The sequence below is a fragment of the Paenibacillus sp. J22P90 genome (assembly GCF_059692195.1).
On the sequence record NZ_JCAUAY010000001.1, the window covers coordinates 739,008 to 756,655 of the forward strand.

12 protein-coding genes are annotated in these 17,648 nt (G+C 45.2%); 11 read left to right on the forward strand and 1 reads right to left on the reverse strand.

The window, feature by feature from the left end; translation table 11 throughout:
- Positions 1-83: 83 nt before the first annotated feature.
- The 4 genes from AC58UX_RS02725 (at position 84) to AC58UX_RS02740 (ending at position 6,679) form a co-directional block, all read left to right on the forward strand.
- Positions 84-1,046, forward strand: a complete 963-nt coding sequence (locus AC58UX_RS02725) for an ABC transporter permease (RefSeq protein ID WP_497249481.1) — start codon at positions 84-86, stop codon at positions 1,044-1,046.
- A 17-nt stretch (positions 1,047-1,063) separates the two neighbouring features.
- On the forward strand, positions 1,064-1,936 hold the full coding sequence (locus tag AC58UX_RS02730; protein WP_497249483.1) for a carbohydrate ABC transporter permease: 873 nt from the start codon (positions 1,064-1,066) through the stop codon (positions 1,934-1,936).
- A gap of 44 nt (positions 1,937-1,980) precedes the next feature.
- Positions 1,981-3,552: an extracellular solute-binding protein gene (locus AC58UX_RS02735; protein WP_497249485.1), complete on the forward strand. Its 1,572-nt coding sequence runs from the start codon at positions 1,981-1,983 to the stop codon at positions 3,550-3,552.
- A gap of 193 nt (positions 3,553-3,745) precedes the next feature.
- Positions 3,746-6,679: an alpha-L-arabinofuranosidase family protein gene (locus AC58UX_RS02740; protein ID WP_497249487.1), complete on the forward strand. Its 2,934-nt coding sequence runs from the start codon at positions 3,746-3,748 to the stop codon at positions 6,677-6,679.
- A 56-nt stretch (positions 6,680-6,735) separates the two neighbouring features.
- On the opposite strand, the gene AC58UX_RS02745 is transcribed toward AC58UX_RS02740, so the two are convergent.
- Positions 6,736-9,438, reverse strand: coding sequence for an MGH1-like glycoside hydrolase domain-containing protein (locus AC58UX_RS02745; protein WP_497249489.1), 2,703 nt, complete (start codon positions 9,436-9,438; stop codon positions 6,736-6,738).
- 145 nt (positions 9,439-9,583) lie between these two features.
- On the opposite strand from AC58UX_RS02745, the gene AC58UX_RS02750 reads away from it, so the two are divergent.
- The 7 genes from AC58UX_RS02750 to AC58UX_RS02780 all read left to right on the forward strand — a co-directional run bounded on the left by AC58UX_RS02750 (position 9,584) and on the right by AC58UX_RS02780 (position 17,648).
- The gene (locus tag AC58UX_RS02750) at positions 9,584-10,504 is read left to right on the forward strand and encodes an AraC family transcriptional regulator (protein ID WP_497249491.1); all 921 of its coding nucleotides are present in this window, start codon (positions 9,584-9,586) and stop codon (positions 10,502-10,504) included.
- A 112-nt stretch (positions 10,505-10,616) separates the two neighbouring features.
- Positions 10,617-11,750, forward strand: coding sequence for a serine hydrolase domain-containing protein (locus AC58UX_RS02755; RefSeq protein ID WP_497249493.1), 1,134 nt, complete (start codon positions 10,617-10,619; stop codon positions 11,748-11,750).
- Between the two features lie 110 nt (positions 11,751-11,860).
- Entirely contained in the window at positions 11,861-12,535 is a 675-nt protein-coding gene (locus AC58UX_RS02760) for a GntR family transcriptional regulator (protein ID WP_497249495.1), read from the forward strand.
- A 58-nt stretch (positions 12,536-12,593) separates the two neighbouring features.
- The gene (locus tag AC58UX_RS02765; protein WP_497249497.1) at positions 12,594-13,355 is read left to right on the forward strand and encodes an SDR family NAD(P)-dependent oxidoreductase; all 762 of its coding nucleotides are present in this window, start codon (positions 12,594-12,596) and stop codon (positions 13,353-13,355) included.
- A 32-nt stretch (positions 13,356-13,387) separates the two neighbouring features.
- Complete coding sequence (locus AC58UX_RS02770) at positions 13,388-14,485, forward strand: mandelate racemase/muconate lactonizing enzyme family protein (protein ID WP_497249499.1); 1,098 nt, start codon at positions 13,388-13,390, stop codon at positions 14,483-14,485.
- 126 nt (positions 14,486-14,611) lie between these two features.
- Positions 14,612-16,969, forward strand: a complete 2,358-nt coding sequence (locus tag AC58UX_RS02775) for a glycosyl hydrolase family 95 catalytic domain-containing protein (RefSeq protein ID WP_497249501.1) — start codon at positions 14,612-14,614, stop codon at positions 16,967-16,969.
- A gap of 451 nt (positions 16,970-17,420) precedes the next feature.
- A complete protein-coding gene (locus AC58UX_RS02780) occupies positions 17,421-17,648 on the forward strand; it encodes a hypothetical protein (protein ID WP_497249503.1) in 228 nt (75 codons plus the stop codon).

Consider the following 17,648-nt stretch of genomic DNA (forward strand, 5'->3'; position numbering starts at 1 on the left):
GTATACAATAAGTTTGTAACTAAGGCAAAATAAAAAGCCTACAGATGGGCTAACACAAGATTACGGAGAGGAGAAATGAAGCAATGAATGTCAGTAAAGAGAGAATTGCGGCAGACGCAACTGGGCTAACGGCACGGCCGTCAGTAAAACCCAAGCTGTATGTCGTTAAATATTGGCAGATCTATACGATGGTACTTCCTGGACTTATTTTCTTTATTTTATTCAAATACATACCTTTGGCAGGCATCGTCATTGCCTTTCAGGATTATAGCGTGTTCACTGGGATTTTGGACAGCAAATTCGTCGGAATGAAACATTTTATTAACTTGTTTACTTATCCGGAGTTTCTGAGGGTGATGAAGAATACCTTCTTAATCAGCATCTATCAGCTTGTCATCGGATTTCCGGCTCCGATCATTCTTGCACTTCTCATGAATGAAGTTAGAAAGATGTTTTTCAAAAAAATCATACAAACCGTGCTGTACCTGCCTCACTTCTTATCATGGGTCATTGTCGGCGGGCTTGTCATTAACTTCCTGTCACCGACCTCAGGTATGCTGAACGATGTGCTTCACATGATGGGCAGAGAACCGGTCTTCTTCATGCAAGAGCCTAACTATTTTCGAACCATTGTCGTGACATCGGGGATATGGAAAGAAGTGGGCTGGGGGACCATTATTTATCTGGCCGCACTAGCAGGCATTAACCCAGAGTTGTATGAATCTGCAGAGGTGGATGGCGCGAGTAAGTGGGTGCAAGTGTTCAGTATTACCCTACCGTCAATACTGCCTACGATCATGGTGCTGCTCTTGCTTAGAATTGGTAACATTCTCGATCTCGGATTTGAGCAGGTTTACATGCTGATGAATCCGCTCGTCACTTCTACAGGTGAGATTATTGATACCTATATTTACCGTATTGGCTTACTTGGTGGCCAATATAGCTATACAACGGCAATCGGGCTGTTCAAATCCGTCATAGGTTTCATTTTAGTCGTAGGGGCGAATCAACTCAGTAAAAAAACAACCGGCAATTCGATTTATTAAAGGAAGGAGGCTCTTCAATGACAAAAAAACCAACTTTCTCGCGAGATGTATTCGCTTTCTTTAACTATACGATACTCATCCTAACAAGCTGCGCTATGCTTCTTCCCTTTCTACATATCGTGGCCGGATCGTTAAGCTCAGGAACTGCGCTTTCTCAAGGAAAGGTATCTATACTCCCTGTAGATTTTACATGGATTAACTATATTGGGGTTCTTAAAAATATGGCGATTTGGAAATCTTTCGGCGTAACGACGTTGCTGACGGTAGGGGGCACGGCCTTCAATTTGTTCTTAACTTCGTTAATGGCGTACGCCTTAGCCAAAAACGAGCTGAAAGGTCGCTCCTTCATCTTACTTCTTGTAGTTTTTACAATGATTTTTCAAGTACCTATTATACCGGGATATCTGCTTGTAAAATCATTAGGTATGCTCAATTCGCTATGGGCACTCATTATTCCGGGGACGATCAGTGCGTTTAATCTGATCATCATGGTTTCGTTTTTTCGCCAAATTCCCGAGAGTTTGGTGGATGCTGCCAAAATCGATGGAGCCGGCGAATATCGGACTTGGTGGAGTGTTGTGTTACCTTTATCCATGTCTTCCTTAAGCACGGTTGGGTTATTTTACGCAGTCGGGCACTGGAATGGTTACTTTAATGCCATCATGTACATCAGGGACCCCGGGCTTTACCCCTTGCAAGTGAAATTAAGGCAGTTATTAGTTGAGGGCGATACGCAAGGCGTTGCCCAAAGCGTCAGCCTAACCTTGCAATCAGCGGAGGGCATCAAAATGGCTACCATTATTGTAGCCACACTACCTATCTTGTTTGTCTACCCTTTCGTCCAGAAGCATTTTATAAAAGGTGCGATGCTTGGTTCGGTGAAAGGTTAATCATAGAAACAAAGACAAAAATACAACTAAAAGGAGAAGGTCAAATGAACAAAAAATGGACAACGGCAGCACTAGCAGTAACGGTTGCAGGTACTCTTGTGGGCTGCTCTTCTAACGACAGCGCAACATCGACACAAAGTCCAACGAAGAGTACGAGTGCACCGACAAAGAGTGCGAGTGTGCCAGCGAAGTTTAAAGTAGGTATTGGTACGGAAGGCTTGCAGTACATCCAGGGATCTCCGAACATCAACGAGGATGAATATACGAAGAAGCTTCGTGAAATTTCCAAAACAGATGTTACATTCGATCTTATTCCACACGCTGAATTTGATCAGAAGTTAACGTTGCTTTTTGCGAGCGGAGATTTGCCGGATCTCTTGCAAACTCACGGTATTAATAAACCGGAAGTAGCACCAGCTGTAGATACGGGAGTCATTATTCCGCTTAACGACCTGATCGACAAATATGGTCCAAACCTGAAAAAGAATATTTCAAAAGAAGCTTGGGATTTCGCAAGTGTTAGTAAAGATGGGAAAATCTACGGGATCCCTTCTGTAAACGCGACGCCAAACGGCCTTGTCATGATGGTTCGCAAGGATTGGTTGGATAAATTGGGATTAAAGGCACCAAAAACGATCGACGAATACACGGATATGTTACGGGCATTCCGTGATAACGATCCTAACGGTAATGGTAAAAAAGACGAGATTCCTTTCACCGGGCGTGAAAAGCTAGCGTTTACGGAAGCGTTCTTTGGAGCCTATGACGCGATCCCTGCCGATTGGAAGCTGGAGAATGGTCAATTAATTCCTAACCTTATTCGTCCACAGATGAAGCAGGCTCTTGCATCTTATCGGAAGCTGTATGAAGAAAAGCTTTTAGATAATGAGGTGTTTGTACAAAAAGGGGCAGTATGGGATGCTAAAATCAAAGCACAAGGTATTGGAGGTTTATGGATACATGCTCCACGTCTAGCTGACAAGTGGTCAAGCGAGATCAAGGCAGGATCGACTAGTGCTCAACTTGAGATCATTCCAGCCCCTGTCGGTCCAGACGGCAAAGGTGGTCATAGTATTGGGTCGATGGTAGGAAATAACGTATGGGTTATTCCTAAAACGACTAAAAATCCAGAAAATATCATCAAGTTTTTGGATTGGTTCTATAGTGACGAAGCGCAAAAATTTCTTACATATGGACTTGAAGGTAAAGACTACACGATGGATGGCAGTAAAATCAAGTACAACTATCCGGCGAAGCAGGAAGACATTTACCGTGAAGAAATGCATCTGACTTGGTTACGTATGGTAGGTCCTCTTCACTTGTCGGATACAGAGTTTATGAAAAATCGTCCTTCTGGGGATTTGGTGCTTAAAGCTATCGATGTTGCTTCCAAAGAAGGCCGTAAAAATGATTCTCTAGGCATGCCTTCATTACCAACTCTGCAAACTCGTCCTGAACTTGGAAGAGATGGCTTGTGGTTAGAAACGGCTGCGAAAATCATTACAGGTAAGGATCCAGTAGACTCCTTCGATAAATTCGTTGAGGATTGGAAGAAACGCGGGGGAGACCAAGCGATTAAAGAAGCAACAGATTGGTACAATAAAACTCATAAATAATAAGGTAATAAATGTTTCGTATAAGCCGTTGTCCAATCAACGGCTTATACGCATGGAAAGTAAATTAATAGAGAGATGGATCCGAATGGAGGACTACTGTTAAATACAAAAAAACGGGAAAGAAGGTAATATGATGACTGGACATGGTATGCATGTAAAAACGGGGGGCAGAAATTATATCTCATTCATCTTAATGTTTTCAATGTTACTTAGTGTCATTGGTGTGGGGGTAGTAGGCGTTAGCCAACCTGCCTATGCGGCCACAACTACAGCAAGTGTTGACGTAAATGCGAATGTGACGGGCAACAAAGTCTCGCAGCAGTTGATAGGTGGATTCACGGAAGACCTACATAATGCAGTTGACGGGGGGCTTTACGCAGAGAAGGTGTTCAACCGCTCATTTGAATTTAATACCGGTGATGGGGGTACCTATAATCATCCCTTAGCAGGTTGGACACAGCTTTACCGAGATGGCGGAGCAGGAAGCATTACCGTGGAAAACGCCAGCCCTCTGAACTTTGTGAATACGCATTATGTGCATTTTAATGTTACTGCCGCAGGAAATGGTGTCGGTTTATCTAATGCCGGGTGGTATGGAACTAGTGTAACTTCTGGAGCTACCTATAATTATTCACTTTATGCAAAAAGAGGATCCAATTTTAACTCATCCATAACGATCGGATACGCTAACCAGTCAGGTGCAGATTATGGTACAGCTACCATAAATGCAATTACGACGGATTGGGTTAAATATACAGGCAGCATTACGGTCAATGCCACGGATCCCAATGCCAAATTGGTCGTGTTGGCGAAAGGAACTGGCGATGTATATTTGGACTTTATTTCGGTATTTCCTAGTGTAACCTATAAAAATCGTCCAAATGGCGTTAGATTAGACATGGGAACTGCGCTGGAGGAAATGCATCTTGGTTTTCTGCGCTTTCCAGGTGGGTGCATCATCCATAGTGCAGATTACCAATACAATTGGAAGGATCAAGTAGGTCCCATTGAAGGACGTAAAGAGTACAACAACTCACAATGGAATATGTATGAGACGACGGATCATATATCCAATGGTATGGGCATGTATGAGTGGCTGCAGTTAAGTGAAGATATGGGAATAGTTGCGGTACCCGTCCTTCCAGTTGGCGTCACACACCTTGCCGGTGCTCTAGACCCTAATAGTCCGGAAATGGCTCAACTTACACAAGATACACTGGACTTCGTCGAGTTTGCCAATGGAAGTGCTACTTCCACATGGGGGGCCAAACGTGCCGCTATGGGACATCCAGCACCATTTAACATCCAGTACCTGGGCCTTGGAAATGAGGAGCATGACAGCACGAATGCAAGAGCAGATATTACCAAAATATATAATGCTGTTCACGCTGCATATCCTGCACTCAAATTGATTGTAACCGCAAGTGACTCACACTCCCTCTATAACTTTAGCACGAATTTAGGTGCGTATGGTGTAGATGACCACTATTATTTTAATCAAGGTAGTCTTGGATGGATCGAGTTTATTAATAGTTATGATCGTTCCAAACCACAGGTCATGATAGGGGAATATGGCTCCAATATCAGGGATGGAAAAATTATCGATGCGCTTGATGCAGCGAAAAATAAAGCTGTATTCGAGAAAAATGGGGATATTCTAAACATGTCCGCCTTTACACTTTTAAGAAAAGTCATCGATTTTGATAATGCGAATGTGTTTAAAACGAACTATTACCACGAAGAGAAGATGTGGGCAGAAAATTTGGCCGACTATAATGTTAATTTCAGACAAACAGGAGATTCCAATCTTGTGGTTGTAGCGGGGAAAGATACAGAAACCGGTGATGTCATTCTAAAGCTGATTAATAATAGCGTCAATATTATCAACAGTACGGTTGCAATCAATGGCATGACTACTATTTCCCCTACTGCAAATGTGACTTTCTTAAAACCAAAAACTGCAGGAAATAAGGATGCTAGAGATAGTAGATACCTAAATGGGCTTGACTATGGACTGAGTACAGATTTAAATGAAGTTGATACAGGAACAACCACGACCAGTGTAAGTGGTAATCTCATCAATTATTCATCTCCAGCTTATTCCATGGCAATTATTAGAGTTCATGGTACGATTTCTTCCGACAGTAGTACGATCTACGAAACAGAAAACTTTAACGGTGGAGCTAACATCACGGCGGGTCGTACATTAACAACGGTATCCGAGCTCGCTGGTCCAAGTAATGACCACTGGAGTAGTGCTGAGTTACAAGCGGTGAATGAATATGTGCAATATAATAACGTAAACGTTGCCACTGCTGGTACCTATAATATTAAGATTGGCGTTAAAAAAGGTCCTTCCCGAGGCATTACCAAATTAACGATTGATGGTATCCCCAAAGGTTCACTAATTGACGCGTATAGCTCTACATTGTCCTATCAAGAGATTGATTTGGGTATCATGACGTTAAGTGCTGGCATGCATAGTTTTAGGTTTACAGTAACGGATAAGAATGCAGCAGCTACCAATTATGCGACAGCTGTCGACTATTTTAAACTTGATAAAGTGAGTACTCAATATGTCGATGATGAGTTTAACAGCACGACCACAGGCAATCCGCCTTCCGGATGGGTCCTAGACACAACGGTAGGTACAGTCTCTGTACAGAATGTGCCTGATTCTTCGGATAAGAGTGTAGTGATAAGTAAATCTAACACAACCCTAGGAAATAGGACGTCCATGTATAAAACGTTTGGTCCAGCAACCGGTGTTGTTTCAGTGGAAGCAAGAGTCAGAAGAGATGCGACCACAAACTGGTGGTGTATGCCTTATATCACTAGTAGTACTGGAATTGGGGCAGAAACGCTTGCCTTTGATAGTGGCAATATTAAGGTAAACGTTAATGGAACTTGGCAAACGGTACAAACATTTACAGCAGGTACATGGTATGCGTTGAAACTAGTCATCAATACGGATACAGATAAATTGGATTTGTATATTGATGGTGTTAAGAAGCTTAGCCAGGTTGCACTTAGAAGCGCTGTTCCAGATATAAGCAAAATAGAATTCTATGCAGCAGATGCTAACACGGGTACGACCAATGTGGATAATGTAAAGATTTATAAGTAATTAAGTAAAAGAACCTAGGCCAAAAGCCTAGGTTTTTTGCTTCTTAAAACAATGATTTAACACGCCCTGATTCGCACAGCGGCCTGGGGCATGCAATCGGTAATGCGTATTTCTACACCACCACAGCTGTTAATCGTCCAGTGCACCTTACACCCTGTACCCTCAACTTCATAGTTCACGCCGTCTGCCATGTTGACCACGATGCTGAAGGCTTGTTCGGCTCTACTTGTATAGCGAAATTCCGCCTCATACGACGTAAAGCCTTCGTTAAAGGACTGCTGAAGCATCCAAACATTAAAACCAGTGGAAACTTTGCCAAGTTGGTAATAAGCAGCAAACCAATTGATGACCGGAGAGGACAAACCGCCAAAATGATGCCATCCTGCGCCTCGTCCTGTTTGCACGATAAAGTGCTCGTAACAGTTGTAAGTGGCCTCTGTCTCACGCTTCCATACGTCTAAAGCGGTTTCTGCAATGCGGAAAGCAAGATCGGAGTAACCCAAGTCGAGCATGGTTTTCCAGAAAAACCATTGATGCGGCATCCAAACCGCACCATTCCAATAGCCATCCGCCTGATAATAAGGCGCGCTTTGGTCAACGGTGGACAGGCCGATTGGCGTCCATAAACGTTTTTCGTCAAACAGCGCGGCAACTAGGCGATCCGCACGCGCTTTGGTACAGATGCCGGCTACTAATGGGTAAAGCCCATCCATCCCCATGTTGTAATTGGCCCCGGAGCTGTGACGTAGAGGGCCTTCTGGCTCACCCTGCTCGCTATGCACGACATAGCCATAATAACCGGCTTCTTCATCCCACGCATGCTCTTCCAAAGCATGACTCCATCGTTCGATATCCTGCTCGTATTCCCTAATGTCGTCCTGCCAATTGTCCGACATGGCGGCAGCCATTTTCAGGATTTTAGCAATACGAATGGCCTGGCTCGTTGTCACGATAGGGGCAACTGTTGCATGCAGCTTTTGCATATACACATATTTTTGTGGCGGATAGTCGTCCCACCCCCCGGAATTATAGAAATAATCCCATGTCTTAAGTAATCCGGAACGCAGTGTGCCAGTCGTAGACCCGCTAATTTTCCCGGCTAGGAACAAGTAATATTGTCGTAATCGCGGATAAAAATGATGCAAGAAGTCGAGAGACTGACCTTGGTTCCACAGCTCAAGGAACACATAATGCTGTACGGGCACCGGGCTGCCATGATGAATGAAGGCAGCTTGACGGTCACCAGGTTCTGTCATATATGCGTTCAAGCAATCGATTGAGCGTCCTTCATCCAAATCGGAAAACCCGAGAGCGATAAACCCTGAATCCCAAGTATATAGGGAGTCCCACCAACGCCCTGGCGTACTATGGCGAATATACCTGCGTTTGGTGTAGACAGGGAAGACGGTATTGGTTAGCAGCGTAGCTCTCATAAGCTGCTGGCTAAACGCATAGGTGCCGCCGGTAGCATAGGAGGGGGGCGGCATTAACTTCGCACGTTCTGCTTGATACATGACTTCGCATTTGTCGTAGTCTAGTGAAGTCGCTGTTAGAGAAGCAAGCACGTCTTCGTATGTCCCAGAGATGACCACGCCATGAAGGATCTTCGATGAAGCTGGTTCGACATGAATGGGACGCATGAACACATTCGTAAAGTGACCCTTTCCATTACCTTGCAAGACGGCATCAACGTGATTATGCACCGTATGACGGGCATACCGATCCAGTTCGTCGTTTTTGTATTGTCGTATCTCCACATCGGGGTAGTTCCACAAGAGGCCGTAATGATATGGGCAATCCTTATATCGAAGGATCAGGCTGCCAGGAACAGGCCCTTCCAGTAATTCAGGCTCGATGTGCCAGGGGCGGTCGACAAAGCTAACCTCTTCGCAAGCGTCGTGCTCGAGCAGGGTAAAGCCGTCCAGTACCAAAGGGCTGGAGCCGCAAGCAGATAAGGAGAGCGTGAAGTCTCCTGCTGCAAGCGTCCCGATCGGTAGACGGGCAATCCTGAGGGAGTTGGAAGCCTCTACATCGAGGCGGTATGTCTGATGTCCAATTTGAAGCTCAAGCTCCCCGCTTTTCTTCGATTGATAGCGCAGCAAAAACACGCCGTTCTTCAATGATTTTGCGATCTTTATCTCATAACGCAGCAAGTCCCCTTGGTCGGCACCGAAATTGCATCCGATTGCGGACCCCCCGGTAAAATGCTGACCTCGAATTTCACCCCTAAGAAAACCGTCATAGACCAAGCCGTCCGAAGGTCGTGGGCGTGCGAAATTTAATTCGCTATAGTCTAGCGCATCAACCCACACAGCGCCCTCGGGCAGCTGCGCATCCGCACATATCTGTACATCGCCGTGTCCCAGAAGTCGAGGTGGCTGAAGCGAAGCCATCCAGTGCAGGACCAAGTTTTGCGGATGCTCGGATTGGTTCACGAAGGATACGCGAATCAGACGGCTCTGATCGTCGATACGGCTGAAGGAAATGTCGGTATAGACTTGATCTTTCCATTCAAGCTCATGGCGGTGGGAGAAGAAGCTGTAATCCGCCGTTGCCTCCCATGGATGATAGCCAGATTCCCACAGCACGCTGGGAATATCCATTTTTCTCCTGTAGAAGCCAGGCATTAAACTAAGATCAAAACGCAAGCCTCGCGCTTGATCGCTGATATGGGAGATACCCATGTATTGTTTGGTATAAGGTCCCCAAGCTGGCAGTCTAAGATCATGGTCACCCAGAAGAGTCTCGATCTCATGCATTGTCTATCGCTCCTTCGACATGTAGGCTTTTCTCTTTATTTTAAAATATTACCTACCAAAATGCCTCTTGATATAAGCTTTAATTATCTTGAAAACGGACATTCATGATATGATGGGAATATCAATGACGTGCAGGAGGATCCCCGTGCCAGTGAATCTGACAGCTTACGATAAAGAACATGTGGATTATGCTGATCCACATTTCCGGATTAAAATATGGACCATAGATTATCCTAGCCAACCAACCGAGCAATATGGTCCCTGGCACTATCATGAAGAGGTGGAGTTAATCGCAGTGCTGCAAGGTAGCCTGACGATGGAAACACCACATCTCAGCTATAATCTGCAAGCTGGTCATGTGGTGATGTTTGGGTCCAATGAGCTGCATAGATCCCATAAAGATGGGCATGACGATCTGCTGTATATCGTCTGCCATGTGGATATGGCAGCTTTTATGGATCCATCCTTGCTTCCGTATCTCGCCGCATTTACCGGTCGCTCGGCCAATTTAACACTGTTCAATGAAACGCTGCGCCAATATCCGGCAAGCACACAGGTCATTCACCAACTTATCCATGAGATGCTGCTCGATATGACGAGACAACAGCGGGGCTACGAGCTCTCTGTCAATGCTAGCTTGAAAAAGCTCATGTACACGTTAATTCAGATTGATGATGCCCACATCATAAAACCGATGGATCCACAGTTAGCGGAGAAATTGCGACCTGCCCTTGTTTATATCGAGCAACAATTGGAAAATTATCTCCAAATTTCGGATATAAGCAGCAAGCTGAACTATAATAGCAGTTATTTTGCCAAGCTGTTCAAAAAAGGAATGGGAATGACGTTTACGTCCTACGTCCAGATGCGCCGAATGAAACGAGCAGAGCAGCTCTTGCTAACAGAGGCGTGGTCTGTAACTGAAATTAGCGGCAAAGTAGGGTTTACCAGTCCAGCCCAATTTTATCAATTATTTAAGAGACATTTCGGCTGCTCGCCTAGGCAGTTTGTTGAGAAGCGGACCTTTCCTAAGCTTAAAAGCCCAATCCATGATATAAATATCTAACTGTTTTCCATACCGAAAAGGGGGAAAGTTGATTATTATTAATTTATAATAAAGCGTTATCAAACTAAACAAACAGTGTAAGTATTTACTTCAGAGAAAAGGATGAGAAATTATGGACTTCGATCCGCTATCCAAATTTATTGACAACATAACCTCTTGGCGCATCCCATGGGCAGAAGTGCTTGTCATGTACCGCAACGAAACGGTTTTTCGTTACCGTAACGGCTACGCCAATCTAGAAGAGAAGACTTCAACCAATGATCGACAGATCATTAATCTTTACTCAATGACGAAGATCTTGACGTGTACTGCGGCTCTTCAGCTCATTGAGAAGGGCGCGATTCTGCTGAACGATCCACTTTCTGCTTATCTGCCGGAATATGCCGAGATGACTGTACAGAAGACTTTGCCTGAGGGCGAAATCGTACTAGAACGTGCGAAGAGACAAATCACTGTACGCGATTTGTTCACCATGACTGCCGGATTTTCCTATGATCTCGGAGCGCCTTCCATCAAGGAAGTTGTGAAACTCACGAATGGCAGGGTGCCGACACGTGATTTTGCAGCTGCGTTAGCGAAGGAGCCGCTGCTATTTGAGCCGGGCACAAGGTGGAACTACAGCCTGTGTCATGATGTCCTCGCCGCTCTCGTCGAAGTTGTGGACAGAAGGCGATTCGGCGCGTATGTGCGGGATGAAATTACGGGACCGCTCGGCATGCATGACACGGGATTCGATCTCTCTGAGGAGCAGCGAAGCCATCTTGTTCCGCAATACGAATTTAATGACGCGCTGGGCAAGGCCGTTCGTAAGGACGGAAATCGTTACCGGGTCGGTACGGGATTCGAAAGCGGCGGGGCAGGACTGCTCTCGACCGTGAACGACTATGTTTTGTTTTTGAATACGCTAACTAATCGGGGAACAAGCCCGGATGGCGTCCGCCTTCTTTCGCCTGCGACGGTAGACCTGATGCGGACGGACCAACTGGCTGGAAGTACACGAAGTAATTTTGACTGGGTGCAGTTTGCCGGTTATGGCTATGGTCTTGGCGTCAGAACCCACGTCTCCAAAGCCGGAAGCGGCTCACTGAGCCCGCTAGGCGAATTCGGCTGGAGCGGTGCGGCTGGAAGCTTGGCAATCATCGATCCGGATTCTCAACTGACCGTCATGTATGCACAGCATTTGCTGAATAATCAAGAGCAATATGTGCATCCGCGCTTGAAAAACATTGTGTACGCGTGCTTGTAAAGCTTCATCAAATTCGTGATATTAAAGTTTACTTCAAATCATAAATCATGTATGATTATTTATGTAAGAACCATGAGCGTAGAAAACATAACTCTTTTTAATATAATGAGGTGATTGAAATCAAGAAGGGCCTGAGCCGTTATGTGCTAACCGATGAAATTTATTCGTTGTTAAAAGATAAAATCCTAAACCATGAGATTGCTTCTGGTGAAAAAATCAATATCGATCAACTTGCCCGCGACCTAGAAGTTAGTAATATCCCAATCCGCGAAGCACTTTCAAGATTAACTTCTGAAGGCTTAGTGAATATGGTGCCTTTTAAAGGCATGTATGCGACGGAGATGTCGCTCCAAGAGCTGGATGAGATCTTCGAAATTCGAATGGAATTAGAAGGTCTAGCGATCAGAAAAGCCGCTCCCCAAATACCGGCTGCTTTAATTGCGGATTTGCAGCAGACCATGCAAAGCTGGTCTAGCAGAAAACCGACGAATAGCAAAGATCGAATTGGGTTTATTGCCGAGATGAACGAAAGTTTGCACGGCTTAATTCTGAGTTACTGCGATAACGATTCATTGAAACAACTTATCCATGTATATATCGAAAGAATTCAGAGATATCTATCCTTTATCAATAAAGAGATGGATCAACAAATGATTGAAAAAGAATGGTTTGAACATAATCTCGTTGTGAACGGATTGGCTTCCGGACATTTTACGTCAGCAGAAGAAGCTCTGGTTCAGCATTTAAAACAGTCACATACTCGTACAAGAAGTTTCTTTCTTTAAATTTTTTTCAACTTAATCATACACGATTCACGATTTTCATAAAAAGGAGGCAACGGTAATGAATCTATCAGGAAAAACTGCCATTGTAACCGGTGGCGGATCTGGCATTGGCGAAGCGATTGTCCGCTTGTTCACTGCACAAGGTGCAGCAGTCATCATTGCTGATTGGAATGAGAAGGAAGCAGCGCGATTGGCGGATGAGTTAACTTCTTCTGGACTTCAAGCTGTGGCGATGAAAGTCGATGTTTCGAAAGATGCGGATGTCCAAACACTCATTCAAGAAACCGTAAGACGATTTGGACAGGTGGATATCCTCGTCAATAATGCAGCTGTCATTTTGCCCAAATTCTTAGAAGACGTGGAGGAAGAAGAGTGGGATCGTCTCCTCAACATTAATTTGAAGAGTGTGTACCTTACGGTCAAACATTCGCTGCCATATTTACGAAAAACGAAAGGGACGATCGTCAACATGGCTTCTCTTAACGGGCTGGTAGGACAAAAGATGAATCCCGTTTATGCCGCAACCAAAGGCGGAGTCGTCGCCATGACGAAGGCATTAGCGCTCGACAATGCGCCGGATGGCGTCAGAGTGAATTGTATCTGTCCAGCGGGAGTTTCGACTCCCTTGCTACAACAATGGATTCAAGACCAGGATGACCCGACCGCAACAGTTCAACTTTTGAATGATATGCATCCTATCGGCCGACCAGCAACCTCGGAAGAGATTGCTCAAGCTGCGCTGTTCCTTGCAAGCGCTCAATCCGGTTTCGTTACCGGTGTTGCTCTTCCCGTCGATGGCGGAGCTTCACTTGGTTATTAATATCAAACATACACAATAGGGAGATGTTTCTGATGAAAATTACAAAAGTGGAAAGTTTCGTTCTGCACGTACCAATTACACCGCCGATTACGGATGCCATCAATATCGCAACACACTGGGGATTAGCTGGTGTTCGCATTTTTACGGATGAGGGCATTGTTGGATACGGTTACACAGGTACGTGTGCTCATGGTGACGATATGATCGTGGATACGATCGATAAATACTATGCGCCACTGCTGATCGGCAAAGATCCGTTTATGGTTAGAGAGCTTTGGAATGACATGCGTTTTGGCAAAATGCACTGGATTGGCCGATCCGGCGTAACGCACATGGCGCTTGCAGCAGTTGACATTGCGATTTGGGACATCATGTCGAAAGCTTCCAATAAGCCGCTATGGCAGTTCCTTGGCGGAGCAAAATCGCAACCAATTAAAGCCTACAATACGAATGGCGGCTGGTTGAACTGGTCCCAAGAGCGTCTGGTTAAAGATTGTGCTGAGATTGTAGAGTCAGGCTTTACAGGTGTGAAAATCAAAGTCGGTAAACCGGATTCGCGTGAGGATTATGATCGTTGTAAGGCAGTAAGAAAAGCCATCGGTGACGATGTCATTTTCATGATTGACGTCAATCAACAGTGGAATATTAATACCGCTATGACGTGGGGCAAAAAGTTGGAAGAATTCGATTTGTTCTGGTTGGAAGAGCCGTTAAACCCTGATGACATCATGGGTCACAAAAAGCTTGCGGACGCGTTAAACGTTCCGATTGCTTTAGGTGAGCATGTCTATAACAAATACGCATTCCGAGATTATATTCACCAAGGCGCCATCGAGTATTGTCAAGTTGACGTGACGCGTGTAGGTGGTATTACCGAATGGCTGCAAGTGGGAGGCCTTGCTGCTTCCTACGATGTGCCAATCTGTCCGCACGTTGGCGATATGGGGCAAATTCACCTGCACCTTGTAGCATCAACGCCAGGCGCTATTATGCTGGAATACATCCCATGGATTCGTCATATTTTTGAGGAGCCAGCTACAGTTGTAAATGGGCACTATGTATTGCCACAAATGCCGGGTGCTTCCACGACAATTCTTCCTAAGTATTTCCAAGAATATCGAATTAGATAAGGTTACGATTACTAATATAGAGGCTGGGGCATGGTGAAAATAGACGCACATCCTAGCGGGCAATTATGAGAAAGTCTGGGTGGAGAAAATTATTCTTGTACCAGCAAATCTATAACGGGGGTATCTATGAAGTTATTGATGAATTATCCTGCCTCCTGGTGGAAATCGATGTGGCGAGAAGCGCTTCCATCTGGGAATGGCCTAATAGGTGCTGCGGTATACGGAGCCATACATGAAGAAACGGTGATGCTAACCCATGCAGATCTATGGAGAGGAGGGCAATCACCAGAGATGCCGGATGTCAGTGATCGGCTACCTGAAGTGCGCCATCTCCTCCTAAATGGAGAGGCCGATAAGGCTGACGGCATCTTGGCGGATACACTGTTGGAGAGAGGTTATCAGCCGAGAATTGCATGGCCATTGCCGCTTGGCGATTTGAAGCTAAAGATGGACACTCGGCAAGCGTTTAAACAATATCGCCGAACACTAGATATGTCTACGGGCGAAGTTGCGGTTTCCTGGCTAGATGGGAGGACGACTTTTGAGCGGAAGTTGTTCGTCTCGCGTATTCGTGACATGGTTGTATTTGAGCTTCGGGCTGAAGGTTCGGAATTACTTGAAGTGGAACTTACCTTCGATTTGCATCATCGAGGGGATGTCCGAAGACCTAATGTGGTTTTTCCAGAGGGGGTAGAAGTTCGCACTGAGGGGAGATTCCTGTATTATGCCGCCCAAAATGATGATGGAACAGACTTTGGAGCCGTGCTGTGCGTTACTTTACAGGATGGCAGAATCGAAAGCCTAAACGGTGAGAAAATAGGCATATCTAAAGCATCACAGGCGCTGATCCGCATCATTCCTTTTGTTAAAGAAGAGCGGACTGCAGCCTGGGCACGGATTAAGCAGGAGATGGAAGGCATTCCTTCACAATATTCTGTTTTGCTGAATGAGCATGTGAAGGTACATAAGGAACTTTTTCAGTCTATGCGGCTAGATTTACATGCGGATACGAAATGCACGAGTAATGAAGAGCTGCTGCTGCAAGCTTACCAAGGGGAGGCGCCTTTGGAGCTGATCGAGAAAATGTGGGCTTACGGTCGATATCTCCTGATCTCGAGCTCAAGACCTGCCAGCAATCCTTGTCATCTATACGGACTGTGGTGCGGAGAGTATGAAGGGTTGTGGGCGTTCCATATGGTGAATGAAAACCTGCAAATGATCTATTGGCAGGCACTCTCAGGGAATATGCCTGAGCTTCTGCTTTCTGTATTTCACTACGTTGAGAATCAAATGGATGATTACCGTGAGAATGCCCGCCGATTGTATGGTTGTCGAGGGATTTATATACCTGCCCCAACCGCGCCGGGATCTGGATTGTTAAAGCACGTATACCCCCATATTATTCATTGGACGGGTGGGGCCGGATGGGTTGCTCAGCATTATTACAACTACTACCTTCATACGCAAGACGAACATTTTTTACGTCAGAAGGCACTTCCTTTTCTGCGAGAGGTTGCTTTATTTTATGAGGACTTTTTCACTTTAGGAGAGGATGGCTATTATGTTAGTAGTCCCTCAAACTCCCCAGAGAACACACCCGGCAACTACTTGGATGGTCAGGGAATGGGGGTGGAAATGCAAACGACGATGAACGCCACATTGGATTTTGCCATTGCCAAAGAAGTGATAAATAATCTCATGCAGGGAGCAAGCCTAACAGGTACATATTCCGAGGAGATGCCAAAATGGCAAACCATGCTGGATCGAATCCCACCCTACCAGATCAATGAGGATGGCGCAGTACGGGAGTGGATGCATCCATTTTACGAAGATAACTACCACCATCGGCACCAGTCCCATCTGTATCCGGTATTTCCTGGAACTGAAGTCACGCCAGAGAGCGATCCTGAATTATTCGAGTCTTTTGTTACGGCTGTCCGCAAACGCCTGATCGTTGGACTTAATGAGCAAACCGGATGGTCACTCGCACACATGGCCAACATATATGCTAGGTTGAGAATGGGGGATTACGCTTTAGAATGTCTGGATATTATGAGCCGTTCCAGCATAATGAATAATTTGTTCACAACTTGCAACGATTGGCGGGGGATGGGAATTGGTATCACTATGGAACATGCACCTTTCCAAATTGACGCGAATATGGGGTGGACGGCTGCCGTACAAGAGATGCTGATGTTTTCACAACCGGATCGAATCAATCTACTACCTGCGCTACCGCAAAAGTGGCGGAAAGGTTCAGTTGGCCCGATGCTGGCTCAAGGTGCCGTCGAAGTTACCTGTGAATGGGATCAAGACAGCCATACGGTTACCGTCAGCCTACTTTCTCTGCATAAAGATCAATCGGTTGAACTCGTGCTGCCGCATCCCATAAAGTCACTCAACAATCAGGAGAGTACGGATAGCAAGAGTATATATTTGAAATTGGATGCCGGACATATGGTCGACTTGGAAGTTCAGATGTAGAAAGTTAAATAGGTGTTCACTCAATGGGGTGAACACCTATTTGGCTATCATTTGGGCTGCCTTTTTGCAGGATTCTTACATACACGTAAACGATGTGATATCCCTTAAATCAACAGAGTACACATTCCATCTTCCTCCGAAAAACCGGTATCCCAACACATTACTGCCTCCAATATAAGACAGATAGAACCAGAAGTTGTCTCCATTTCTAAGCCAAAGGTACGTGTAATGTTCCACACAACTGCAGAGACTTCTAGGATCTACGGCGTAGGGGGACTGTTGCGGCACAAAGTTAGGTGGAGGCGAAGTGGGAGGGCTTGGCATATAAGCCATTAGCAAGTTCACTCCTTATTTTTCTTTGAAGTTCTCCCTCAATATATGCCTAGAATCAGGAGTTAGGTTGGACGTTTGCCTAACCTGCTTCGTTAACTGTAGTGACATTATTCGCTTTATGTTTATTCATCTAATTTCTCACCATATGTTATCTGTTTCTATTCCATACATAGAACAATTCCGTGAGCTTATAATTCAATTAAGCATAGCCGGCAAAGTAGCGGTTGCCCGCTTTCAACTGGCATGGTTAGAAGGTGAGCATGAGCGGGATGCCTTTGAAGTGATGGATTTAAAGACATATCCCGTTAAGATTGAAAGTAATCAAATATTCATCCAAATACATTAA

Coding starts and splice junctions, on each gene's coding strand:
- AC58UX_RS02725 (WP_497249481.1), top strand. CDS start 84: ATGAATGTCAGTAAAGAGAGAATTGCGGCAGACGCAACTGGGCTAACG.
- AC58UX_RS02730 (WP_497249483.1), top strand. CDS start 1,064: ATGACAAAAAAACCAACTTTCTCGCGAGATGTATTCGCTTTCTTTAAC.
- AC58UX_RS02735 (WP_497249485.1), top strand. CDS start 1,981: ATGAACAAAAAATGGACAACGGCAGCACTAGCAGTAACGGTTGCAGGT.
- AC58UX_RS02740 (WP_497249487.1), top strand. CDS start 3,746: ATGTTTTCAATGTTACTTAGTGTCATTGGTGTGGGGGTAGTAGGCGTT.
- AC58UX_RS02745 (WP_497249489.1), bottom strand. CDS start 9,438: ATGCATGAGATCGAGACTCTTCTGGGTGACCATGATCTTAGACTGCCA.
- AC58UX_RS02755 (WP_497249493.1), top strand. CDS start 10,617: ATGGACTTCGATCCGCTATCCAAATTTATTGACAACATAACCTCTTGG.
- AC58UX_RS02765 (WP_497249497.1), top strand. CDS start 12,594: ATGAATCTATCAGGAAAAACTGCCATTGTAACCGGTGGCGGATCTGGC.
- AC58UX_RS02770 (WP_497249499.1), top strand. CDS start 13,388: ATGAAAATTACAAAAGTGGAAAGTTTCGTTCTGCACGTACCAATTACA.
- AC58UX_RS02775 (WP_497249501.1), top strand. CDS start 14,612: ATGAAGTTATTGATGAATTATCCTGCCTCCTGGTGGAAATCGATGTGG.
- AC58UX_RS02780 (WP_497249503.1), top strand. CDS start 17,421: ATGTTTATTCATCTAATTTCTCACCATATGTTATCTGTTTCTATTCCA.